Genomic DNA, 23837 nt, shown 5'->3' with positions numbered 1-23837 from the left:
ATTCCTTAACCTCATCGAGCTTCCAGCTTGCCAACCACCTGGGCCAGCACCTGCTCAAGGCTCTGTCCGTCACACTCCACCACGATATCCGCATAGCGCCGATATAACGCCTGGCGCTCCTCGAACAGCGCTTCAAAACTCTGTCCCGGTGCCTTGGCAATGCCGCGGCTTTCGTAGTTGTGAATTCTGCGGCGCAGTTCATCCGCAGAGCAGTTCAGGAATACCGCGGGGCCGAATCTGAGCAGGTTATGCATGCCTTCCTCGCTGTACACAACGCTGCCGCCGGTGGCGATCACGTGGTTGGGCAGATTTGCCTCTGCAATCACCTCCCCTTCGATCCGGCGCAAGTTCAGGTAATCGGTTTCGTTCATGATCTCCTGCAGGGTTTTGTCTTCCCGCAGCTGGATCAACACATCCGTATCCACAAAATCCTTCGCCAGCTCCTTTGCCAGCAATACCCCAAGCGTACTCTTGCCGGCACCCGGCATCCCGATCAGTACAACACTGCCCTGTTTGTGCATTTTTATTCGATTTCCTAAAAGACTCTTCGTGAGGCTGATCTGGCGATACGCCGCTCAGTCTCCGCGCCGCGGCAGTATCACCGACCGCAGCCACCCCATCAGGTTGTTACCTGAGAGCAGCATTTTATCCAATTCATCCAGATTGTGCGCCTGTCGGAAGCTGTCCGCAAACAGCGCCTCGCGCGTGATCATTCTGCGACGGGGGTTGATCTGCTTGATTTCTCGCGCCGGATTGCCGGCTACCACGGTGTTCGCGGCAACATCCCTGGTGACCACACTGCCAGCGCCGATAACGGCGTTATCGCCAATGGTTACGCCCTTGCAAACAGTCGCACTATCACCAATCCAGACATTGTTACCGATGGAAATGGGCGCAGTACAACGAAAAGGCCGGGTGCGGTTGTAAAGGCCGTGCCAGTCGGAGTCCGAAATATAGGCGTTGGCAGCGATCATACAGGCATCGCCAATGGTGATGGACTGACCAGCAGAAATACGGACCCCGGGGGAGATCAGCACAAAATTGCCAATGGAGATGGTCGCCTCACCACCGCGATGGCCCATGGCGGTAAGGCGAATACAGTTATCGGGTGTGGAGATCAGATGTGGGAAGTCGCCCAGACGAATGTTGCTGCCGAACACTTTGACCGACGCGGGGTGCATGACTTCTGGCTCGCAACCGACTGCATCAAACTGGGGCAACAGGAAGTAGCGGCAGCGCCAGTTGCGAAACCGGAGCTGCAGGCGCTTGAGCCAGTATGGTCTATGATCCTTTCTCATGAACTTTTTCTCATGGATTTGCTTCCATAGTTTTTCGTCCCGGATTGTTTTTCATGCTTTGCTCGCAGGGATTCTTCTGAGGAACTGTCTAAATCGCCTTTTAGTTTTTTTGTCACAGGATATGCGCCTCGAGCACATTGCAAACCCTGGTACCTGCCGGTACTGTCACACAGACTTTAACCAGACACAGAACACATAAAACAATGGAAACCTCCCACACTATCGACCTGCCCCTCAACATCGAATCGGTCAAAGGCTTTCTCGACCCAAAGGAAGGCGAGGCGCTCTACCGCTTGGCCGCGGACGCCAGTGATCTCGGGCCAGTACTGGAAGTTGGCAGCTACTGTGGAAAGTCCACCGTTTACCTGGGCAGCGCCTGCAAGCTGATGAACAACTCACTATTTGCCATCGATCACCACCGCGGATCGGAAGAGCACCAACCGGGTGAGGAGTACCATGACAGGGACCTGTTTGATGATCGCAGCCAGCTGATGGACAGTTTTCACAACTTCCGCAGTAATATGCGTGCAGCGGGCCTGGAGCAGAATGTAGTACCGGTAGTCGCACCGTCCGCGGTCGCCGCACGCCACTGGAACACGCCTCTGGGGCTGGTGTTTATCGACGGAGGCCATTCTCTCGAAGCCGCGCTTACCGATTACCGCAGCTGGAGCAGGCACATCGTTCCCGGCGGCTTCCTCGCCATCCACGATATTTTCCCGAACCCGGAGGACGGTGGGCAGGCACCCTACGAGATTTACAAACTAGCGCTGGCTTCCGGTCAGTTCGAGCGGGTGGAGATGGTCAAGACCCTCGGTATTCTGCGCCGCATCCAGTAGATTTACCCGGGTGAACAAGGTGCTGGCGGGTGTTAATCCGGCCAGCGCATCCGCCGCCAGCAGCATGGCGCCTACGGTCCAGGTGGTTTTCTCCTCGGGCCATACAGCACTGTCGCGATAGACGTAGCCAGTCCAGTAGCCGCCGTCAGTGTCCTGCCAGCGGTGCAATCCACGGTAAATGGTTTCCGCTTTCGCGACCTCTCCCGCCGCTAGCAGCGCCATGGTCAGCTCACAAGATTCCGCCACTGTCACCCAAGGCTCGTCATTGACACAGCGGCACCCAAGCCCCGCCACCACAAATTCATTCCATTTATTCTGTAACCGAGTCCTGGCTCCATCGCCCGCAATGGCGCCGGTCATTACCGGGTAGAACCAATCCATGGAAAATCGTGCCTTACTTTCCCAGGTGCGATCGAATCGATGGGGCTTGTCTCTCAGCGCTTCACCCAAGCGTGCCCGCGCACGCCGCCATCTAGAACCGTCATAGCCAAGGGTTGTTGCGATATTGATACCGCACTCGAGACTTTTATAAATCGAAGAACAGCCAGTAATCAGTGCGTCCATCAATGGCTCGCCCTGCCCATCGACCGCCCATTGGATGTCACCGTGCTCGGACTGCAGCGCCAGAACAAACTCCAGAGCCTTTTCCACCATCGGCCAGAAACGGGCGAGGAATTCCCGATCGCGGTTAATCAGAAAGTGATGCCAGATACCGGTAGCGATGTAGGCGACAAAATTACTTTCACGGCGCTCATGATTGTCCACTTGGCCGTTTTTGTACGCAGCCCACCAACTGCCATCATCCAGCTGAATACTCGCAAGCCAGGCATAGGCGCGCTCTGCCGCGACTTTCTCCCCGGCAATGCTCAGCCCCATGGCCGCTTCCACATGATCCCAGGGGTCAGCGTAATGCCCATCGAACCACGGGATACAACCGTCCGGAAGCTGCTGAGAAAGGATGTAGTCCGCACTGCGGCGCACAAAATTCTGTGGAAACAACGACGCTCGTCCTGCAGCATCGCCTAGAGTGTTCGATGACAGGCTCACGCGATCAGCTCCTGCTCCGGAGCAGCGGCGCTGTCAGATTCGGGTAGCGCTTCGGTTGCCACTGCCTTTTCCGGTTGCGCGGGCTTGACGAAATACAGTGCAATGCTCTTGCCCAGCAGCGGGTTCAGCAGCTTCTCCATCCAGCGGGTCAGCGGCGGTTTCTCCATCAAATCCCACACCAGGAATCGGTGGTACGCGGAAACCAGTGGATGCTCATCTCTGCCCCAGAAGAGACATTTGAGCCACCAGTATGGTGCGTGCAAGGCGTGCGCCTTGTGGCGCGCGAAATGTTGATGGCCAAGCGCTTCAATACTTTTGCGCAACTGTTTCTCACGAAAAATGCGGATGTGGCCACCCTCCACCTGATGGTATGCATCAGACAGCTTCCAGCAGATCCACTCGGGGAAAAACGCAGGCACTGTGGCTGCGAAAACACCGGCAGGTTTTAGCACACGATTTATTTCCCGCAGCACGCCCTGGTAATCCTCGATATGCTCGAGAACTTCGGAGCAAATCACCACATCGAAAAACTCGTCCGAGAACGGCAGCCGTAGCGCGTCGCCGACACCAAACTGAAGGCGACCAACCTGTTGCCCAGAAGACAGAAATGGGGCAGCGCGATCACTGGCCGTATTGATATCCTGCTGGCTGAGGTCGATCCCGAAAATATCCACCTCATCGGTCAGCATCAGATGAATGGCGTGGCGACCTTCGCCACAGCCCAGGTCGAGCACCCGCTGCCCCGGCTCAAGGTGTAATAAAGAGGGAGATACCGTAATCATCAGGCGGCCTCCCCCTGGCTTTTCGGATGCTGTGAACCTCCGGACGCGACTTCTGGACTGTTCGCGGAATTTTGGCTCAACAGCTCGGCCGGTTTCGCTTGCTGCGCCCTCGGGGATTCTGTTTCAGTCTTCTCAGCAATGATTTCCCGGTAATAGGCAACCAGGTGTCTTGCTGCCACTTGCCAGGAAAACTTATCTTCAATACGTTGACGCCCGGCCAGTCCCAATGTTTGTCGCAGATCGGCGTCGGTCAGCAACTGTTCAATGGAGCGCGCCAGCGCATCACTGTCTCCCGCTGGTACAACGATTCCTGCATCACCCACCACTTCCGGTAGCGCACCACCATCACTGGAGATAACCGGAATACCGCAGCCCATGGCCTCGCCCGCCGGCAAACCAAAACCTTCGTACAATGAGGGGCAAACCACCATCGAGGAAGCGTTGTAATGGTTCACCATTTCCTGGTTGGAGATGCCGGAAACAAAGCGGACTGCTGACTGTAACTCAAGCTCTTCAAGCAACTGGGCCGTCGCTCCACCTTCCCGCAGTTTACCGACCACCAGCAATTTCAGTTCAGGATAGCGGCCTCGCAGCGATGCCAGTGCCTGCAAAAGAAATCGCAGTCCCTTCAGAGGCTGGTCGGCGGATGCGGTTGTCATGATCTGCCATGGATCGGGACACCTGTGCGGTTGCGCCGCAAACAAATCAGTATCAATACCGTTGTAGACCAGCTTCAACCGCGAAGAATCAACGCCAAACTGCTCGACGATATCGTTAAAGGACTGTGTCGAAACGGTGACTATGTGCTTGAGTCTGCGCGACACCTTGATCTGCATTCCGAGAAAGCTGTGCCAGCGACGAACCAGCAAGCGATGGAACCAGTCCGACGCCGCATCAATGGCCAACTGGCGATCCCGGGTAATGGGGTGGTGAATGGTGGCGACGACCGGCAACCCATGCTGCTCAATGTTCAGCAAGCCATAACACAGAGACTGGTTATCGTGCACCACGTCATATTTGTGCCCATGGACGCGCAAATACCGGGCCACTCGGCGACCGAAACTATAAGGCTCAGCAAATGCCCCGGAAAGCTTGCCAAACCACTCATAGAAGTCTGCCCAGCTCAATAAATGCCTGGGCCTGAGGGCCCGTGCAGGGTGCGGGTGCTCATAGAGGTTGAGACCTGGCTTCTTGATCAGGCGAACGCGGGAATCGAGCTCAGGGTAAGGTTGACCGGAAATCACATCAACCTGATGCCCAGCTTCAACCAGTGCTTTGCTCAGGTAGTAAAGATAAACACCTTGCCCGCCGCAATGGGGATGGCTGCGATAACCGAGCAGGCAGATATTCAGTGGCCGCGACTGGGCCGATGGACCGTCTGTACGATTTCCCAAGGCGGTCATAGTTTCCCCATAGTTATTGTTTTGGCGGTCACAACGAGATTGGGCGCCGAAAGAGGCGAAGAATACACTGGCGGGGAAATGACTGCCAGACAGAAACCGTCCACACCAGAGGCGAGACCAATCAGTCCGCCAATGAAAACTACCCCCACATCTCCCGTATCAACACGATGAAAGTCGACACACTTTCAACCGCGGCGGTAAGAATTCCACTCCACAACAAAGCCCCGGTCTCGCATCAAATACGAGTACCGGGGCAATGGTGTCTGGAGCATTCGTCAGATCAGAAGCTGAACTTGTAACCTACACCCAGGTTGAAAATCCAGGGGTCGATATCAATATCCTGGCGCACCCGAAGTGGCAGGAAGTCCGGCTCTACGAAACTTGGTACGTTTGCCGGCTGGTTATAACCGATCTCCAGCTCAGGACTTGCGTCAACATACATTGCAGAGACATTTACCTGCCACGCACTGTCGCGACCAAAATTGAAGTCAACACCTACCTGAGCAGTCCAACTAAAGTCACTGCCGAAGTTGACCAATCCAACGTCAACAGCATCGTCGACATAGACCGGCCGCAGGTAATCCTGCTCGATATCGAGATAACTTACACCCACGCCAACATAGGGCTGGATCAGGCATGTCGCATCGAGTGGATACCAGTTGGCAAAAAGGCTCGTGGTATTAGTTTCGAAATCGCCAATACTGCCGACAGCGCTATTGGTTACCACACCCTCTGCGAAAACGCTCACCGTGGAATAGGCGTCAAGATCTGCGCTGTTGGAATGGTAAAGTTCTACGCCCCAGTGATCCGCGGCCATCCACGCAAAGCTGATAAACCAGGTCGTATCATCGTCCAGCGACAGTGTGCTGGTGATGTCTACCGGAACCTCCTCCACATCGTCTGTGGTGGGGTCATCGGCGAGGAAACTCTGGGTAACCCCGAACACGTCATCATCGGGATCTACATAAGATGCGCCAATGCGCACCAGAACACTTCCCTCATTATATTGAGCAAGTGCTGGCGTGGCCGCAGCGGCGGCAGCAATTGCCAGTGGCAAAAGAATAGACTTGGTTCGCATGGATAACTCCTTGTAACTCTCAAATGCTCCATAGCCGCCCAGAGCCACTGGTTAAAGTGTGACCCGTGCGTGCGGTTAGATTCAGTATAGGTGGAGTTCCCCGGAAAACAGCAAGTACTGCCTAAGGTTTAGCCGTCAAATGGGAAGAAATTTCTGCAAAAAGTTTTTGCCCAAAAAAAATGCCCGCCAATAGGCGGGCCAGTTTCTCGAACACACTTTCAGGAGGAGAGTTTGCGACGCACTGTGTACGCAAGTTCACAGCTGTCTGAGTTAGGTATAGCAGAGCATTTCTGGCCCCCAATGAGGCTGTCATCAAAGCCGTTGATTACTGGTCGCAATCTCCGCCTGAAAACGCATTGGCAGCCGATCAAACTCGCTGCAGGTAACTCTGGTATTCCACATCCGTTACCCGCGCGGCAATTTCCGCCTGCTCCTGTCGTTTTAACAAAACGAAAAGGTCAACAAATTCCGGATCAAGGTAATCCTGCCACAGGGGGCTGCCCGCAAAGCGCTCAAGCGCCGCACCCCAGGTGTTGATCAACTGCTCACTCTCAACCTGATAGGCATCGCCTTCCACCGGAGCGGGAGGCTGGAGCCTGTTCTCCAGACCGTGACACACGCCAGCCAAAATTGCCGCCAGAACCAGGTAGGCATTCACATCCGCCCCGGCAATACGATGCTCGATCCGGCGCGCCTTGGACTCGCTGGCCGGAATACGGAAAGTAACCGTGCGGTTGTCATATCCCCAGCACAGATTCAGGGGGGCGTGACTGCTTTCCTGGAAGCGGCGATAGGAGTTGGCATGGGGCGCAAAGATTGCCATCGCGTCGTTGGCGGTGGTCATCATCCCCGCAACCGCATGGCGCAACAGCTCAGAACCTTCATCACTGCCGTCGTCGAAGACATTGTTGCCGTCTTTATCGACCAGGCTCATATGCACATGCATGCCATTGCCAGCGAGCTCGCCGAACGGCTTGGCCATGGCACTCACCCGCAGACCGTGACTGCGCGCCACGCCTTTCAGCAGGCGCTTGAACAGCAGTGTCTGGTCGGCAACCTTAACCGGGTCATCGCAATGCAGCAGGTTGATTTCAAACTGGCCGGGGGCACACTCGGAGAGAATGGAGTCCGCCGGAATCCCCTGCTCTTCGCAGGCGGCGCGCACATCGGCAAAGAAATGGCGCTGGGCATCCAGCTCCGCGAGGTCGTACACATCGGTGGACGGCACCAGGTCGGAATCGTTGTCACTCACCGGGCGCGGGCGGCCCAATTCGTCCGCCTCTTCGCGAAGCAGGTAGAACTCGAGCTCGGTGGCACATACGGCCTTGTAGCCCAATTGGCCCAGCCGATCGACCACCTTTTGCAGTTGCGCACGCGGGTCCGCGTAGAGCACCGAGCCGTCCGCCTCATGCAGCTGCATATGCAGTTGCGCGGTCTGCTCTCGATGCCAGGGCGCAAGGCAGATTGGCGATACCGGCTGACATACTCCGTCACTGTCGCCGCTGGCAAATACCAGCGGGCTGTTTTCAATATCCCGTCCCCAGATATCCAGGCTGACCGCACTGCGCGGCATTTGCAGGCCACCGCCCAGCAACTTGCGGGCGGAATCCGCGGGCAACCACTTGCCTCTGGGCACGCCGTTGATATCGAAGGCAAACCCTTCGATCCACGTCAGATCCGGATGCGCATCGAGGAAACGTTCCGAGGCTTCGAGAAGTTCCGCGGGCGGCTGATATTGTTGTTCTACTGCCATAAAGGGATTCACTTGATTGAATGGAGGCGGCCTCCGTGGAATTCACGGAGGCCGGTTGCCGGAGTTTACGCCATGGCTTTGGCAGTATCATCCAGCGCGCGATGGGCTTTTTCCACCAGTTCATCAATCTGTGTAGTATCCAGGATCAGCGGCGGAGCAATGATCATGGTGTCGCCGGTCGCCCGCATCACCAAACCATTCTTGATGCTCATGTCCCGACAAACGCCACCGGCGGTGCAATTGTCGTCAAAACGGGCGCGACTGCCTTTGTCCTTCACCAGTTCCAGCGCACCGACCAGACCCAGGCTGCGCGCCTCACCCACAATTGGGTGATCCGCCAACTCTGCCCAGCGCTTGGCCAGGTATGGTCCGGTGGTATCACGCACGGTTTCGATGATTTTTTCATCTCGCAGGATGTTCAGGGTGGCAAGGCCAGCCATACACGCCGCCGGGTGAGCGGAGTAGGTATAACCGTGAGTGAACTCACCGCCCTTCGCCTTGATCACTTCAGCCACCCGATCACTCACCATGGTACCACCGAGCGGGAAGTAACCGTTGGTTACCGCCTTGGCAAAGGTCATAAGGTCCGGCTTCATGCCGTAGTAGTCGGCACCAAACCAAGCGCCGGTGCGTCCAAAACCGAAGATCACTTCATCCATCACCAGCAGAATGTCGTACTGGTCCAGGACTTTTTTCACTTCCGGCCAGTAAGTCTCTGGGGGAATGATCACGCCGCCGGCACCCTGAATAGGCTCCGCGATAAACGCGGCCACTTTTTCCGGGCCCAACTCCTGGATTTTCTCATCCAGGCTGCGCGCCGCCTGCACACCGAACTCCTCCGGAGACAGGTCGCCGCCCTCACCGAACCAGTAGGGCTGTTCCACGTGCTCGATGTAATCCAGTGCCTGGAACTGCTTGTGCATCCCGCTCATGCCACCCAAGCTGGCGCCGCCAATGGTGGAGCCGTGGTAAGCGTTTTTACGAGAGATGACGATGCGCTTTTCCGGCTGCTCTTTCAGGTCCCAGTAACGGCGGATAATACGCAGGTTGGTATCGTTGGCCTCACTGCCGGAACCGGTGAAGAACACATTGTTCATGTGGGCCGGGGTCACATCGGACAGAAGATCCGCCAGCTCGATGGAAGGCACGGTGGTGCACTGGAAGAAGCTGTTGTAGAACGGCAGCTTGTTCAGCTGCTCGTAGATGGCCTCACTGATTTCCCGGCGGCTATAACCAAGGTTGCAACACCACAGACCGGACATGCCGTCGAGCATGGTGTGGCCGTCAATATCGGTGATATAGGCGCCTTCGGCACTGGTGATAACCCGCGTGCCCTGCTTGCCGAGATCGTGAAAGTCGGTAAACGGGTGCAACAGGTGATCGCGGTCATGTTGTTGTAACTGGTTCTTGTTCATGAACTCACTCCTGATTCGAATAACGCCTGCGGCAATACCTCGCCCTTCGAGGCATTACCGCAAAATGTGATCACATTTTAGGGGCAAGAACGGAAAAGGTGCAACCTGTATTCGCAAAAAGCCCCGGTTGCACCGATCGCTCAAGCGTAGTGCCAATCGCGGGGCAGTAGTCGTTACCACCAGTGGAAGCGTCGGAATACGGGAGGTCTTCAGGGAAAGAGCAAAAAAGCGACAGCAGGAAACTGGCGATAAATCCCAGGCAGGCCGGGAAGACACCCAGGGCAGACACCCAAGGCCCTGCACGGCGCAGGACCCCAAATTCCGGGGAACTCGCCCCCCGGGGGGACTGATTCAGCCCATCACTGGGCCGCACTCACCGCTACGGAAACGGGCTCGATATCCAGTGCCACATCAATGACGCTATATTGATCCTTGGTGCCCGAACCATAGCTCCAGAAGCCGCGACTCTGATCATCCTGGCGAAAGCGGAACAGCACACCCTTGCCGGTCTGGTCGTCAAATGCATAGCGGCGCAACTCGCGGGTCTCGCTGTTGTCGAGCAGCGAAAAACCCAGCAGCTGGTCAAGTCGCGGGTTGGCCAGGGCAATACCGGCCCCCTGGGCAGCGCGGTAGCCAAACGCCTCGTTGCCCTGGGTCTCACCGCCCGAGGCCTCGACCCGGCGCTCACGCCAGTGGTAGCGGTCGCCGTGGCTCAGTACACTGACACGCAGGTCACGGGCGGCGAAATCTTCCTGGGCGTCAGCAAAGCTTGCCCCACGCGCGTCCGCCACCACCAGGGTTCCCGCCCCCAGCACCTTCATGGATGCCGCATCCAGATCAACCAGTATCGCAGTGTCCTCATCCACGCCAAACCCCAGCTGCTCCCCAGCCCCGGCGACATTACCCAGGGCTCGGACCAGGCGCCCGAGGCGGGCCTTGCGATCAAAGTGCTGGTCCACCACTCCCACTGGCAGGAATCCCAGCCCCCGGGACATCAACAACTGTCCGGACTCCTGGCTTTCCATGCCCTGGTAAATATCGACACCCGGTAATGTCAGCGCACTCAGGGAGTCCCCCGCTGCGATCATGGTGCTGCTCATGATGGCCGCACCGGCACTGGTGCCGCCCACGATAGCCCCTTTGGCAAGCTGCTCACGTATGGCGGCCAGCACGGGCGTGTCCCCTCCCCGCTCGTCCAGCAAGGTGCGGGTGATTCTGGTCTGGTCGCCACCGACAAACCAGATCCCGCCGACATCATGAAGGCCTCTGGCCACCGCCTCGTCACGGCCACCGTTCAGCCACTCGCTTTCATCGATGGCTTCGGTGGATTTATCGTCCTTGACGGCAATGGGCAGTATGCGCACGTCGCCGTCAAAGCCATGACTGCGCAAGTCCGCCAGAAACTGTTGCGCGTAGTGGTTAGGCCGGCCGGAGGCCGCCGGCACAATGGCAACATCGGGGAACTGTTTTGGCATCCCTTCAATAAACGCGCGGTACACTGCTGCGTTGTCACTGCGCAGCGCGCCGCCTACGATGAGCAGGCTGCCGGTTCCGGCCGATACTTTCGCCTGCGCTCCTGAATCACTGCACGCGGCGATCAAGGGTAAACAGAGCCCCACGAGCATCGCCGCCACACCGGTAAACTTCATATCATTATTTCCATCGTAAATTTTTTCATTTGTCCGAAGCGTCGCTGGTCGGGAAAGGGACCACGCCTCGACTCAGTGCGCAGCTGCCCCCCCTGCTGACGCTCTGCCCGCGGGCTACGGCCACTGTAAGATTTGAAACTGCGACTGAAATGCGATGCAGAGGGAAACCCGCAACGTCGCCCTATTTCGTCAACGCTCAATGCAGTTTCATGCAACAGTGACCTCGCCTTTTCCAACCTCAGCTCGCGATAGAATCGCGCGGGCAAGATGCCCACAAAACGCAGGAACAAGCGCTCCAGTTTTTTCTGCGAGATGCCAAGGTAGCTGGAAAGCTCACCAGTCTGGAGCGGTTCGGACAGGTTGTTACGCATCAGCGTCATGGCCTCTTCAAACAGACGTTGATCGCGAACGGACACTGGCTGTTGCACCACTCCATCCATCGTTTTGCCCTAGCCTGATTCACGACCACCGTGAAGCTGGCGATCAAATAATTGCCAACGTCCGCGGGCCATTGTATGGGTAATCTGGAACCTCACGGGATCCACCAGGATCAGGTCCGCGTCCCGTCCGCAAGCCACCTGACCCTTGCGTTTGAACCCGAGTACGCGCGCAGGATTGCTGGTCACGACCTGCAGTGCGCCGGCCAGCTCAACCCCCTCTTCCTGCACTGATCGGCGGAATTCCTCAAACAGGCTGGAGATAGCACCCACCTCGATATCCTGCAGTTCTCCCTGATCACAAAAGTTGGTCAACGAGCCCTGCGCATCGGAAGAAAATGTCAGCTGGTCGATGGACGCACCCCGCTCCAGCGCCAGTTTCAGTGCCCGGCTCGCACGCATTTCGCCACTGGCCAGAATTTCCTCGGTGGTGGAGGTGGTGAAATCGATAAAGCCACCGGCACGGGCAAATGCCACCCCGTGCTCCAATAGCGACAGATTGCGGTTCATATGGGTGGGCAGGAACTGGGTGACGGGAATCTCCGAGTGCTCCACCACATCAAACAGCGGCTGCAATCGCCCGGCCCCATCACCCACGTGAATACTCACTACACCGCCCTTGCCGCTCAGCAAGCCGGCAACCCGGGCATCGGCGGCAATACGGATCAATTCATCGCGGGATGGGTGTGAGGAACGATGGTCGGAAATTGCCAGCTCACCAACACCGATCATGTTCTCCACCAGCATGATGTCACTGCGCACACTGCCGGTCAGGGTGTTGACCGGAACCTGATAGGACCCGGTCTGAATGAAGCAGGTAATACCCTGGGCCTCCAGCGCCTTGGCCTTGCCGAACAGCTCGTTCAGCGTGCGGGTAGTGGCATCTGTACCGAGAGCACCAACAACCGTGGTAACACCCGCGGAAATCGCCTCACGCACATCCAGCTCCGGCGTGCGGGAACCAAATCCGGCTTCGCCTCCACCGCCACTGATATGGACGAGAGAGTCCACCAGTCCCGGCATCAGCCAGGCACCATCGGCATCCACAACCTGACCGATATTTTCCGGCAGTGTCAAATGCTGGTCGATCTGCGCTACGGAGCCCCCCGCCACCAGCACATCGCAGCGCCCCAGGCTGCGGGGCGCGAAAACTTCCGCGTTTTTAATCAGGGTAATTTGAGACATAAATTACTACTTAACATTGAGCAAACATTTACCGGGTTCGATCGCGCTGCGAAGCTAAAAACCAGATGCGGCCGCCACCAGCACGGCCAGTGACGCAAACAGGAACAACGCCCCCTGCAGCGGTAACACAAAACGCAGCCACACACCCCAATCCAGGCGCGCCGCGCCCAAACACCCCATCAGCGCCGCAGAAGTGGGCACGATGATATTGGTGAGACCATCCCCCAACTGGAATGCGAGGACTGCAGTCTGTCGGGTGACACCAACAACGTCTGCGAGGGGTGCCATGATCGGCATGGTGAGCGCGGCCTGGCCGGACCCGGAAGTAATAAAGAAGTTGAAAACGGTCTGGAAAGCCAGCATAAACCAGGCCGACACAGCACCAGACACATCCGCCAGGCCATTGCCTGCCGCGTGTAAAATGGTATTGAGCACACTGGCACCCTCGGGGTCATCACCACCGAGCAGCAAGACGATCCCTTTGGCGAAAGCCACCACCATGGCCGCGGGCAATAATTGTTGCGCACCTTCACGGAACGCCGCCGCCGCTCTGTTCGGTGTAAGCCCGTTCAGGCCGAAAGCAATGGCCACGGCGGCGATGACAATACCCATGGTGAAAAACTGCGTGGCTATTTCCGGCAGAAAATAACTGCGCTCTATCACGCCCCAGATCATCCAGGCGATACCGGCACAGAACAACAGCAACACCCAGCCGTCTCCTCGCACCATGGTTTGCAGCGAGGCCGCGGAAACGGACTTGTCGCGGAACACCTGGTCGGAGGCGTAGGCCAGCGATCGCCTGGGCTCACGCTGAATACGCCGCGCATAAACAATGGTGTACGCCGCCAGGCCGCCGGTTGCCAACAACCACAACGCCATACGCAAGCCACTGCCAGACATCAGCGGCACCCCGGCAATCCCCTGGGCGATACTGACCCCGAATGGATTCATCCACGAAGTGGCAAAGCCCACCTGGGTGGCCACATAGGTAACAAGCAATGCCGTTATGCTGTCGTATCCCATGGACACCAGTAACGGCACCACGATCAGGGTAAAGGGGATCACCTCTTCCCCCATGCCGAAGACGGCGCCGCCGAGTGAAAACAGAAAGCACAGGGTGGCGAGGTAAAAATGTCCGGCCTTACGATTGCGGGCAATGACCTGAAACAGCCCCCGCTCAACCGACCCACTGGCAAAGATCAGGCCAAAGGCACCACCGGTCAGCAGGATAAAGGCAAACACACCGATAGATGCGCCCCATTTACTACCGGAAACCATGCCCTCAAACGCGAAGTTCAGGAACCCGATACCGCCGCCTTCCGCAAACAGAGCCATACCAGCGGGGCCACCCTCTGCGGACTGGTAGCTGCCCGGATCGATCACGCTCCGCTCAACACCGTTCACCTCGGTAATAACCGTGTCGAAGGTGCCCGCTGGAATGACAAAATTGAGCGCAAAGGCAAACACTGCAACCGCCAGCAATATCAGATAGGTATCTGGCATCGCCCAGGTTTTTGCTATCGAGTGTTTCACTGCGGCATTTTGCTCAGGCTCGCAGGATTGGGGTTCGCTTGTCTGCATAGGAATACACCGCAGTCATTGGTTAGAGCCGGCGGGCGCAAATCGCGCGCCCGCCGGGATCAGCTCCTGTGAGACGCCGATCAGAACGCGTGGCCGTAGCTCAGGGTATAGAAACGGCCCATGGAATTGTGGTTAAAGTGGTCCACATTAGCACCGGTACCCAGCACCAGCGGCGGCTCCTCGTCCAGCAGGTTATTAACCCGCAGGCTCAGCCAGCTGCCGTTGTCGAAGTCACGGGCAACGCGGAGATCGAAGGTCAACCAGCTGTCGACTTCCACATTGCCATCGCTATCGACATCGACAAGAGACGCAAAGTACTCGTTTCCTTCCTCAAACACGGAGTCCAGTACGCGTGGGCTCGGGTCGTCCATGTAGCTGTGGGTGTAACGGGCGCTCAGGGTAGAGGACCATTCCTCGTAGCGCCAGCGCAGGGAGCTGTTGGCCAACCAGCGCGGATAGGTGTAGTTGCCCGCTTCTTTCACGACTCCCAGTGCATCGGACGGCAGCTTGTCGAACTCGTTCAGGTAGGTACCGTCCAGAGTAAAGCGGAAACTGCCCCAGTTTTCGGTATCAAGGTACTGGGTAAACGCCACATCCACACCGTTAGTCTTCTGCCAGCCGAGGTTGGACAGCTGGAAGTGGGCATCCACGACAAAGCCACGGTCTACTTCAAGGCCGGGCTGCCCCGTCGGCAGCTCACCTTCACCCACTACAGGGAACTCACCATTGAACGCGCGCAGGATGAAGTCATCCTCTTCCACACCGATCAGGTTTTCGTGCTCGATATTCCAGTAGTCGACGGTAATCTCGGTGTCTTCGGTCGGCTTCAACAGAAAACCGGCGCCCCAGGTGGTGGCGGTTTCCGGCTTCAGGTCGTCATTGCTCACATCTTCGGAAAGCAGGGATTCACCGGACTCATCCACGAGGCCACCACAGGCCACCGGCGTTACGCTACAGTCGACGGCATAGCTGGACAACAAAGTACCCGCGCCGACTTGTGCAAGAGATGGCGCGCGGAATGAAGTGGACCAGTTAGAGCGGAAGATGATTGCGTCGTTAAATGCATGACGCAGCGCAACCTTGGGATTGGTGTCGCCACCGAAGTTGTCATAGTGGTCGTAACGCAGTGCAAACTGCAACTCAGTATTGGCCGCCAGCGGAATCATCTGCTCCATGTACACCGCCCACTGGTTGCGCGCGGCATCAGCAGAGGTGGAGCTGAAACCGAGAATCGGCTCGGGGTTCAGGGTGGTAGAAATCGCATCGCCAGACGGGGTATCTACCACGGATTCACGACGGAACTCACCACCAAAGGCCACTTGCACGGCACCCGCCGGCAATTCAATCCAGCTGCCGGAAATATTACCGTCAATGGCATACAAACTGGACTCACCACCGCGTTTTGCGTCGGTGCGAATCAACTGCTCCACTTCGGCCATTTGATCCAACTGACCACCGAAGGGGTTATACCAAGCTGTTGTTTTGCCAAGATCTTCACAGGTTTCACCTGCAGCGCCGAAACCGTATCCGTCCGGACGCGCCAGATTTACGGTCCAACGATCAACAACAGTGCCGTCGGTACAGAGGTTACCTACGCCGGCATTGTAAAATTCCTCAGCTTTGTAAAGCCCGGAAATACCGCGCTGCTCGGACTCACTGCGCCCCATATTAGCGGCCACTTCCCAGTTCCAGTCGGCAACCTCACCGCGCAGGCCAGACACCAGGCGCATGGACTCGCTTTCCACTTCTACCGCACGCGCATCCGGGAATTTGCCCCACGCATAAATCGGCTCCCCATAAAAATCACTGAATCCATTACCGGGGAAATCAGGATTAAAAGAGGCTTCCTCGATAATGTCCGCCTTCAACTCTTCCGGCCAGTACGGGTTTTCCGGATTGAACGGTGCACCTGTAAAGTTAGCGGGAGACGAAGTGCCACGCGATCTATTGGTCTGCAGCATCAGCGTGTTGAACCACTCCAGGTTATCGGAGATATCGTAATTAAAAGTGGCAACAACACTGGCGCTCTCGTATTCATCCTGGGTCGCAGCGACCGCATTGGTATTAAATTCGCAATACTCGCCGTAGCTACCGAAACCAAACTGATCCTCGGGGCAGCCACCCTCTTCAATCTGGTCATAGAGCATAAAAGAGTTGTATGAGCCGTAGTCGCTGAAGCTCGGGTAAATACCCTGCTGGCTCGGACGCACGGAGTTCGCGGTCAACTTGCGGTCGCGATCGTACATTGCGTTGCGCGAGAACAGGTCAACCACCACCATGGTGTGACTGTTGTCTCCTTTGCGACCCCATACCCAGTTAAGGTTGTATTTGCCCTCATCGGTGCCGGCCGTGGAATTGCCGTGGGTAACAGAAATTTCGTTACCGTCAAAATCATCACGCAGCACAAAGTTGACCACACCCGCAACCGCATCCGCACCGTAGGTGGCCGCGGCACCGCTTGGCAGCACTTCTACGCGCTCAATGGCAGACAGCGGAATGGAGTTTACGTCGACAAAGGATTCCTGGCCCTTGGCGAAGGAACTCACGGATACGCGACGACCATTTACTAGTACCAGAGTGGAGCTCGCACCGAGACCGCGCAGGGATACACCGGCAGCACCCACCGGCGTGTCGCTGGAGAGCGCACCGGAAGTGGCGGTAGAGAAAGTGCCGCTGCCGCCGCCGGTCTGAGACAGCTGCTGCAGGATCTCAATCGGGGACGTGGCACCAGACGCTTCGATATCGTCGCGGTTAATCTGCACCACTTGTACCGCACCTTCGGTGTCCAGGCCTTTGATGTGGGTGCCTGTCACCACCACTTCTTCAACGGTCGAGTCTGCAGGCGATGCCTGCGCGATGGCGAGAACACTGCCCCCCATCAACGAGCATCCCAGAGCCAATTGAATGGCCTTGCTCAGCGGGGACTTGTTCAGTTTGTCTTTGTTATCCATTTTTATACCCTCCAGGAAACGTTTCCTGTCTCTAGTGGATCTCTGTGATCTGCATGTTTTCCTGGTGTGACGGGCACAGGGGCACGCACACCATAGCTGGCTGAAGTTGATTTACAGGAAGAAAACCGGCGGCAATGCACAGCAACACAAATATCCACAGCACGCGTAAGCAGACTTACACAAAGCCGATAGATAAAAGTTGGGGGTAGATCCAAGAACGGAAGATTCCGACTTATAGCTTCCCTGCGCCCGCGCACATGGCGGAGCCCCCGGTTAAACCGAGGCGGGGAAGCTACTCGTCAAACCACTCGCTGAGGTAGTAGTTGGAGGAGCAGCGCTCTTTGGCAGCAATATTATTCATTTTGCTCTGTATGCCTTGCACTATTAATTAATTGCGTTTAATTAAGTACTTTGCGCTTGATTTCTAGTTGCGGCTCGCTGAGACCTCTCCCCCCACACGGTGCATACCAGAATGGGTTTCAAATAAGGTTTTACCAGCTAACCACGTGTTATTTTTTATCACGCTGTAAAAATGCTGTAAAGCACTTCTGCTGTCAGATTTAATTCGCGCAAAATTCCGCGCGACAGCCGAATAATCTGCGGCTTTGCCCTAGCAGTTTCGCTGTTATCTATTGCGGCGGAAGAAGAAACCCTTTACCCGCAACGCACAGCCGGGGAAGTAATATTTCCCCAGTCATGCGTTTCGCAAAGGTTTAATTTGCCCTGGAGGCAGAGCAAAGGTTACTGGTAAGGCTGATTGATGTAGAAATTACCTGAGCGTCCGTCGATGCCGATACGCTTGGGCGCGACATTGCTGGAGCCGTTCAGGATATTGAACTGGTCGAACTCGCCCAGCTTGTAACGCAGCACATCCTCATAGATCACCGGCAGATCACATTGGGCCTGGGTGCGACTGGTCTGGGCGTCTTCCTGCAATACGTAGACACTCCCAGCACCATCCACCACACCGCTGCCATCCGCCGTAAAGAAGATGGAAGTCGCCTCATCCACACCGATACCGTGGATCCCGGATGGCAAACCCGCCATAAAGGCCATCAACCTTCCCATCCGGTCGCGCTCGGCGAAGTGGGTATCGACAATCACACCCTGCATGATGGAAGTACTGAGGAAGCCGGTGGAAACGTTGATATTTTCGTGACACAAATCAGATACTGCTTCAGAAGAATAAGCACCCAGCACCCCGTCCGGATCATAGATGTGCTCCGACTGCACTGCAGCGCCAGCAGAGGTCCCCCCCAGTACACCACCGCGGTCGAGAACATCGTCCAGAGCTTGTTGTAATGCAGTGCCCTGCCACTGGTTCAGGTAATCAGACTGATCGCCACCGGCAATCCAGACAAACTCCGCTGAGCGCACCGCCCATTCAACGTAGGCGTCGTTGGCGAATTGCGAGCGATCGACAATCAGGGTTTCTACAGAATCCGCGTTCAGCAGGTTCAACAGGTAATCGTTGTAGCCATCGCTGCCACTGGTGCGCAGCACGACAACATCACCGCCATCGATCAACGGCTCCACTCGCCGGGTAAAGGCCGCATCCACGTCACTGCCACCGCCCATCACCAGGAGCCCACCCGAGGACTGGTTTACGCAAATATCTGCCTCACTGCCTGAGATATAGCGGGTCAGGCCACCGGGCTTGCTGGGTCGAGCGCCAAGACCGCAGTCGCCACCACCGCCGCTGCTTCCACCACTGCTGCTGCCACCCGTACCAGAGGGAATTCCGTCCACACTCAGGGTGTAATCACCTCGCCCCGCATATCGGGTCACTTTCAGGGTGTACAGGCCACTGCCGCCCACGCTGACACTGGCCGACTCCGGGCGGTCTCCGGTCTCTGCGCTGTACAGTCGCTGTGATACGTCATACAGGTGCCAATCGAAGTCGTCCCCACTGGAATGACTGAGAGAAATGTCGAGGTTGGCGGGAGTGTCGATATTGAAGTAGTACCAGTCCTGGTCCCGGCGATTGGCAATATTGCCAGCTACTGCCTGCCCCGAACAGACAGGGCCATCGGCATCGCTTTCGGCGTCGTTGGATTCGCTTTCCGCAGACACACAGGCCAGCGCACCAGTACTGAAAGCCCCGACACTTAATAGCGACAAAACAAAAACAGAGAGTAATTTGGTCTTCATAGGTAGCTCCATGCGGCGTCGTTATTGTTATTGCCACACAAGACTACCCAAGGGATCCAAGGTAAACATTGAATCCGCAACCGAAGGGAAAAAACAGTCAAGTTTTGGAAAAAATAGAACAGTTTATACGGGTATCCGATTAGAAAAATCAGATACCGCAGTCCACCGCGTCCAGCAACATATGCGTAACCAGACCGATACCCAACCAGCGTACCGGCTTCCAGGGCAGGAACATCATGGCGCCGTAAAAGGAAATCGGGAACATGGTGTGCAGCGGATGGTAATTGATGCTGCAGCGACCCGGATCGTAAATCGGCGATGCCAACAGGTGGTCCAGATCCACCAGATTTGCCGCCAACATAAACAATGCCGCTTTTTTCCACTCGTCACGGAAAAAGAACCAGGCGATCGCAAGCGGAACAAGGAAATGTAAAACAATATGGATATAACTGAACATCAGGTTACAAATACAATTAAATTATTGATAGCGATCAGCTTGCAGAAAATTTTAAACTGAAAGCAACTCTTCGGCGGAGATGGAGCCCAGGCCTTCCTCAATATCCTGGCGTATCGCAGTCCGCACGCGCTGCTCATCATTACTGGCAATAGCATCGACCAGGTCCTGGTGGCGGTCAGGTAACTCCTGCACACCGAAGCGCTGGAATACCAGGTGCTGAAGTGGCGCTGTCTGTAGCCACAAGCTCTCGATCAACGACAATATGATATGGGGGCGGCCAAGACGATAGAGGGTGAAATGAAACTCCAGGTTACCAGTGACGTATTCCTGGATATCTTTTTTCTCAAGGGCGGCAGTGACCCGGTCATCCAGTGCCCGCAGCGTTTCCAGCTCCTCCTTGCCAACGAATGGCAGCGCCTGAGCCGCTGCCTGACACTCCAGCGAAACCCGCGCAGCACAAATTTCATCCAGCTTCTCCCGTGTCAGGGTAGGCACGGTTACACGGCGGGTATCAGAGAGCTCCAGGGCTCGTTCAGACGTCAGCCTGCGAAGAGCCTCTCGCACCGGCATCGGGCTGCAGTCAAGTTCAGCCGCCAGGCCGCGGATGGTAATCGCCCTTCCCGGCAGGAACTGGCCCCGCAGGATGGCATCGCGCACCTGGTAGTAAACCCGCTCCTGGGTGGTGCGGAACGCTTCCTGCGGCTCGGTAAACTCGGCATCTCTCACGGACTGGCCTCGTGGCTTGGGTCGGAATCAAACGTAACCCGCCTTGCTTCCAACCCGTTCGCAGACGGGCGCTATCGCCTCGCCAGAGCCTTGCGGGTTGTCGCTATGCGGACATTGCCAGTGCCAGTTTGTGGGGCGACTGGTCGCTGCCGACTTCGATAATCTCGTCGGCAATGGCGCCAGTTTGCCACATTTCGAAGAAATCCTCCGCAACCTGCTTGCCGGCCTCGGTTACCGCGTTCCAGTACTTGAGCCGCTCCTCGGTGGACAGCTTCACGAAATCGTCGCGATCCGGGATCTTGGCGAAGGGCAGACGGGAAACCCATTCGGGGGATGGGGCCACCAGAATCACATTGTCCATGGCACCGCCGCGGACCCAGCGCCAACGGAAGCTCTTGTCGAACCAGCCCGGCACCATATAGGGGAAGAAGTGCGGATAGAGCACCAGCCCCTGAGGGTGCTCAAAACCGAGGTCAAAGTGATAATCGGTAATCCCGCCATCCCGGTAGTTCCCTGCGGGAGCCCCAGCCGGTGTGGGTACGCCAGCCATCACCAGCGGAATCGAGCCGGAGGCCAACACTGCCGGACAGACATTCTCGGCGCTGAGCGGCGTATTCACTGTGGAGAGATTGCGAAACGCTACAGAGGGGGCCTGCCCGGAGTGAAACACCACCCTATCCCAGAAAGCCCGCAGGGTGCGACGGCTCACTGCATTGGCCAGCGCCGATGCCAGCAGTGCCGGTGCGAGCACGGCTTTGCGCTCACTCGCCAGTGGGCCTCGACCGCGCACGGTGACGAAGTGGCTGTGCCAAACCGGGTTGGACGCCACCTCAGCGGCACCCTGGCCGCCGAGAACCTCAAGCAGGATCTGCTCACCCGTCGCGGTTATCTCCGCGGGGGTGGGCCGTTCACTGGCATAGGTCTGGTTGACGTAGCCGTATTCCAGCTTTTCCAAGGAGGTCAAGGGATTGGCCGTGGCGTAACACATATTGCGAAAGCTGCCGATGGACGAACCGAGCGTGGCGATTGGTACGCGGCGATCACGGAAAAACTCCCCAATCAACACACGGTCCAGCTGGCTAATGGACAGCCACTTGGGACCACCGGAGGCGCCTACCAGGGTGGAAACCATTTCCTGGCGCAATCCTTCCTGCCGCACCCGGCGTGCGGCACTGGCGCCCGCCAATACCACACAATTTTTATACTGCTTCGCTTTCGCCATCATCCTACTCACAGACTGCTTGATCTTGCGTCGTTACCACTCGCCGGTATTTTCCATGGAAGCCCAGGGCTCCTGGGGCGCCAGGGAATCGCCCTTCTGCAACAGCTCGATAGAGATATTGTCCGGAGAGCGTACAAACGCCATATGACCATCCCGCGGCGGACGGTTGATGGTCACCCCCATATCCATCAGTCGCTGACAGGTCTCGTAGATATTGTCCACGCGATACGCCAGGTGGCCGAAATTACGCCCGCCGGAATAGCTTTCCGGATCCCAGTTGTAGGTGAGCTCCAGACACGGACGTTTGTCACCGTTGGCGGTGTCAGAATCTCCCGGCGCAGCGAGAAACACCAGGGTAAAGCGCCCTTTTTCATAATCATTGCGGCTGACCTCGTACAGGCCAAGCTTGTCGCAATAAAATTCCAGAGATTTCTCAAGATCGGTGACACGCACCATCGTGTGTAAATATTCCACTGCAACGCCTCCTTCTGGGGATTACAATCCCGGTACATCAATAAGATGACTACTTTAGTCACCCACAAAAAAGATACCAGCGCGAAATGTACCAAAAATACTATCGACAATTTTTACAGGCCGCCCAAAAAGCAGCCTCGACCGGATGCGACCTACCGGTTTTGCACATGGCGTGCCACTCCCACCACTACTGGCCCGACGTGACCCTGGAGGCGGTCAACGCCTACTGGCGGGACGCCGCCGATATGGCTGACAGCAAGTGGGACAAGATTTTTGGAGAGAAGATACCCGCCTTCCAGGGGGGCATAGCAAGCACACTGAACCTGCCGGACCCGGCCCAGGTAGCCCTGGCACCAAATACCCATGAGCTGGTGTACCGTTTACTCAGTGCCTTTGATCTGACCCAGCCCCTGTGCATCCTCACCACCGATGGCGAATTCTACAGTTTTGCCCGCCAGCTATTGCGCCTGGAAGAGCTGCCCACTGTCGAGGTGGTACGCATCCCCACGGAGCCTTTCTCCACCCTGCCACAGCGCTTTGAGCAGGAATTGCACAGTGGCGAGTATCAACTCGCCTACGCAAGCCAGGTTTTCTTCGATTCCGGCGTGGCCTTCCCGGAGCTGCTGGAACTGGCCGCGCGCAAGCCAGACCAAACCGAGATGGTAATCGACGGCTACCACGCATTTTTTGCGCGCCCGACGGATCTTGGCGCCATCGCCGACAAGGTGTTCTACACCGCTGGGTCATACAAATACCTGGGCGCCGGTGAAGGCATGTGCTTTATGACCATCCCCCGAGGCTGCCAGCTGCGTCCACTGAACACTGGCTGGTTTGCGGAGATGGCAGAATTGGAAAACCGCGCCGAGGGCGTCGGCTTTGGTAACGACTGGCTACGCTTTGCCGGCGCCACCATGGACTACTCGCCACTGTACAAAGCCCTGGCGGTGCTGGACCTGTATACACAGGAAGGTATTACGGTCGACACCATCCACGCCTATGTACAGCATAACCAACGGCGCTTCCTCGCCGCCATGGATGCCGCGGACCACCCACTGCTCAACCGCAGCAACCTGATTGCCCACGACCTGGAGCGGGGCCACGGGCATTTCTTCACCTTCCGCTGTGGCAGTTCTGAGAATGCCGAAAAGCTACAGGCAGAACTCCGTGAGAAAAATGTACTGTGCGACCGCCGCCAGCAACTGCTGCGGTTAGGGTTCGCTATTTACCATCCGCAAGATGAAAGCTTCGATCGGTTGTTCCGATAGCTATTTGCTTTACCATCAGAGTTTCTCATTAAAGTTTCGCGCGCAGCCATTCATCGGATATTCATCTTCACGGCATCACAATGAACACCGTAATCATGAAGCACTTCATCATGAATAACTTCTGGCA

Annotated in this window: 20 protein-coding genes; 2 read left to right on the top strand and 18 right to left on the bottom strand. The window is 56.8% G+C overall.

Going from position 1 to position 23837, the window contains the following annotated elements:
* Nucleotides 1-11: 11 nt before the first annotated feature.
* Complete coding sequence (locus LC059_RS04645; RefSeq protein ID WP_226702648.1) at nt 12-521, bottom strand: shikimate kinase; 510 nt, start codon at nt 519-521, stop codon at nt 12-14.
* Nucleotides 522-575: 54 nt separating this feature from the next.
* Nucleotides 576-1298, bottom strand: a complete 723-nt coding sequence (locus tag LC059_RS04640) for an acyltransferase (RefSeq protein WP_226702647.1) — start codon at nt 1296-1298, stop codon at nt 576-578.
* Between the two features lie 203 nt (nt 1299-1501).
* On the opposite strand from LC059_RS04640, the gene LC059_RS04635 reads away from it, so the two are divergent.
* Nucleotides 1502-2134, top strand: a complete 633-nt coding sequence (locus LC059_RS04635) for a class I SAM-dependent methyltransferase (protein WP_226702646.1) — start codon at nt 1502-1504, stop codon at nt 2132-2134.
* Here LC059_RS04635 and LC059_RS04630 read toward each other — a convergent pair.
* The 16 genes from LC059_RS04630 to LC059_RS04555 all read right to left on the bottom strand — a co-directional run bounded on the left by LC059_RS04630 (nt 2060) and on the right by LC059_RS04555 (nt 22445).
* Complete coding sequence (locus tag LC059_RS04630; RefSeq protein ID WP_226702645.1) at nt 2060-3181, bottom strand: prenyltransferase/squalene oxidase repeat-containing protein; 1122 nt, start codon at nt 3179-3181, stop codon at nt 2060-2062. The two genes, LC059_RS04635 and LC059_RS04630, sit on opposite strands and share 75 nt — an antisense overlap.
* Nucleotides 3178-3963, bottom strand: a complete 786-nt coding sequence (locus LC059_RS04625; RefSeq protein ID WP_226702644.1) for a class I SAM-dependent methyltransferase — start codon at nt 3961-3963, stop codon at nt 3178-3180. Before LC059_RS04625 ends, LC059_RS04630 begins: the two co-directional genes overlap by 4 nt.
* Entirely contained in the window at nt 3963-5366 is a 1404-nt protein-coding gene (locus LC059_RS04620) for a glycosyltransferase family 4 protein (protein ID WP_226702643.1), read from the bottom strand. The genes LC059_RS04625 and LC059_RS04620 overlap by 1 nt, the downstream gene beginning before the upstream one ends.
* 280 nt (nt 5367-5646) lie before the next feature.
* Nucleotides 5647-6444 carry an OmpW/AlkL family protein gene (locus LC059_RS04615; protein ID WP_226702642.1) on the bottom strand — a complete coding sequence of 266 codons (798 nt, stop codon included), beginning with the start codon at nt 6442-6444 and terminating at the stop codon, nt 5647-5649.
* Nucleotides 6445-6811: 367 nt separating this feature from the next.
* Entirely contained in the window at nt 6812-8197 is a 1386-nt protein-coding gene (locus LC059_RS04610; protein WP_226702641.1) for a glutamine synthetase family protein, read from the bottom strand.
* A gap of 65 nt (nt 8198-8262) precedes the next feature.
* On the bottom strand, nt 8263-9612 hold the full coding sequence (locus LC059_RS04605) for an aspartate aminotransferase family protein (RefSeq protein ID WP_226702640.1): 1350 nt from the start codon (nt 9610-9612) through the stop codon (nt 8263-8265).
* Nucleotides 9613-9971: 359 nt separating this feature from the next.
* On the bottom strand, nt 9972-11261 hold the full coding sequence (locus LC059_RS04600; protein ID WP_226702639.1) for a cyanophycinase: 1290 nt from the start codon (nt 11259-11261) through the stop codon (nt 9972-9974).
* On the bottom strand, nt 11258-11689 hold the full coding sequence (locus LC059_RS04595; protein WP_226702638.1) for a helix-turn-helix domain-containing protein: 432 nt from the start codon (nt 11687-11689) through the stop codon (nt 11258-11260). The genes LC059_RS04600 and LC059_RS04595 overlap by 4 nt, the downstream gene beginning before the upstream one ends.
* Before the next feature lie 21 nt (nt 11690-11710).
* Nucleotides 11711-12883: a beta-aspartyl-peptidase gene (gene iadA, locus LC059_RS04590; RefSeq protein WP_226702637.1), complete on the bottom strand. Its 1173-nt coding sequence runs from the start codon at nt 12881-12883 to the stop codon at nt 11711-11713.
* A 54-nt stretch (nt 12884-12937) separates the two neighbouring features.
* Nucleotides 12938-14416: a putative basic amino acid antiporter YfcC gene (yfcC, locus tag LC059_RS04585; RefSeq protein ID WP_226702636.1), complete on the bottom strand. Its 1479-nt coding sequence runs from the start codon at nt 14414-14416 to the stop codon at nt 12938-12940.
* Between the two features lie 128 nt (nt 14417-14544).
* The gene (locus tag LC059_RS04580) at nt 14545-17415 is read right to left on the bottom strand and encodes a TonB-dependent receptor plug domain-containing protein (RefSeq protein WP_226702635.1); all 2871 of its coding nucleotides are present in this window, start codon (nt 17413-17415) and stop codon (nt 14545-14547) included.
* A gap of 741 nt (nt 17416-18156) precedes the next feature.
* Nucleotides 18157-19566, bottom strand: coding sequence for a Type 1 glutamine amidotransferase-like domain-containing protein (locus LC059_RS04575; RefSeq protein ID WP_226702634.1), 1410 nt, complete (start codon nt 19564-19566; stop codon nt 18157-18159).
* A 148-nt stretch (nt 19567-19714) separates the two neighbouring features.
* Nucleotides 19715-20023: a DUF6122 family protein gene (locus LC059_RS04570; RefSeq protein WP_226702633.1), complete on the bottom strand. Its 309-nt coding sequence runs from the start codon at nt 20021-20023 to the stop codon at nt 19715-19717.
* A gap of 51 nt (nt 20024-20074) precedes the next feature.
* A complete protein-coding gene (locus tag LC059_RS18040) occupies nt 20075-20749 on the bottom strand; it encodes a GntR family transcriptional regulator (RefSeq protein WP_226702632.1) in 675 nt (224 codons plus the stop codon).
* A gap of 103 nt (nt 20750-20852) precedes the next feature.
* On the bottom strand, nt 20853-21974 hold the full coding sequence (locus tag LC059_RS04560; protein WP_226703184.1) for a hypothetical protein: 1122 nt from the start codon (nt 21972-21974) through the stop codon (nt 20853-20855).
* Between the two features lie 30 nt (nt 21975-22004).
* Nucleotides 22005-22445: a VOC family protein gene (locus LC059_RS04555; RefSeq protein ID WP_226702631.1), complete on the bottom strand. Its 441-nt coding sequence runs from the start codon at nt 22443-22445 to the stop codon at nt 22005-22007.
* A gap of 167 nt (nt 22446-22612) precedes the next feature.
* Between LC059_RS04555 and LC059_RS04550 the strand changes: the two genes are divergently transcribed.
* Entirely contained in the window at nt 22613-23710 is a 1098-nt protein-coding gene (locus tag LC059_RS04550) for a hypothetical protein (protein ID WP_226702630.1), read from the top strand.
* Nucleotides 23711-23837 lie beyond the last annotated feature (127 nt).

This window comes from Microbulbifer elongatus (genome assembly GCF_020524885.1).
In the GTDB taxonomy this organism is placed as follows: domain Bacteria; phylum Pseudomonadota; class Gammaproteobacteria; order Pseudomonadales; family Cellvibrionaceae; genus Microbulbifer; species Microbulbifer elongatus_A.
The sequence above is the reverse complement of the archived record's forward strand: the minus strand, read 5'-3'. Positions and strand labels throughout refer to the sequence as shown.

Excerpts from the sequence above, each read along its gene's own strand:
- LC059_RS04645 (WP_226702648.1), bottom strand. The coding sequence starts at position 521 with ATGCACAAACAGGGCAGTGTTGTACTGATCGGGATGCCGGGTGCCGGC.
- LC059_RS04640 (WP_226702647.1), bottom strand. The coding sequence starts at position 1,298 with ATGAGAAAGGATCATAGACCATACTGGCTCAAGCGCCTGCAGCTCCGG.
- LC059_RS04635 (WP_226702646.1), top strand. The coding sequence starts at position 1,502 with ATGGAAACCTCCCACACTATCGACCTGCCCCTCAACATCGAATCGGTC.
- LC059_RS04625 (WP_226702644.1), bottom strand. The coding sequence starts at position 3,963 with ATGATTACGGTATCTCCCTCTTTATTACACCTTGAGCCGGGGCAGCGG.
- LC059_RS04620 (WP_226702643.1), bottom strand. The coding sequence starts at position 5,366 with ATGACCGCCTTGGGAAATCGTACAGACGGTCCATCGGCCCAGTCGCGG.
- LC059_RS04615 (WP_226702642.1), bottom strand. The coding sequence starts at position 6,444 with ATGCGAACCAAGTCTATTCTTTTGCCACTGGCAATTGCTGCCGCCGCT.
- LC059_RS04610 (WP_226702641.1), bottom strand. The coding sequence starts at position 8,197 with ATGGCAGTAGAACAACAATATCAGCCGCCCGCGGAACTTCTCGAAGCC.
- LC059_RS04605 (WP_226702640.1), bottom strand. The coding sequence starts at position 9,612 with ATGAACAAGAACCAGTTACAACAACATGACCGCGATCACCTGTTGCAC.
- LC059_RS04600 (WP_226702639.1), bottom strand. The coding sequence starts at position 11,261 with ATGAAGTTTACCGGTGTGGCGGCGATGCTCGTGGGGCTCTGTTTACCC.
- iadA (WP_226702637.1), bottom strand. The coding sequence starts at position 12,883 with ATGTCTCAAATTACCCTGATTAAAAACGCGGAAGTTTTCGCGCCCCGC.
- LC059_RS04580 (WP_226702635.1), bottom strand. The coding sequence starts at position 17,415 with ATGGATAACAAAGACAAACTGAACAAGTCCCCGCTGAGCAAGGCCATT.
- LC059_RS04575 (WP_226702634.1), bottom strand. The coding sequence starts at position 19,566 with ATGAAGACCAAATTACTCTCTGTTTTTGTTTTGTCGCTATTAAGTGTC.
- LC059_RS04570 (WP_226702633.1), bottom strand. The coding sequence starts at position 20,023 with ATGTTCAGTTATATCCATATTGTTTTACATTTCCTTGTTCCGCTTGCG.
- LC059_RS04560 (WP_226703184.1), bottom strand. The coding sequence starts at position 21,974 with ATGATGGCGAAAGCGAAGCAGTATAAAAATTGTGTGGTATTGGCGGGC.
- LC059_RS04550 (WP_226702630.1), top strand. The coding sequence starts at position 22,613 with ATGGCGTGCCACTCCCACCACTACTGGCCCGACGTGACCCTGGAGGCG.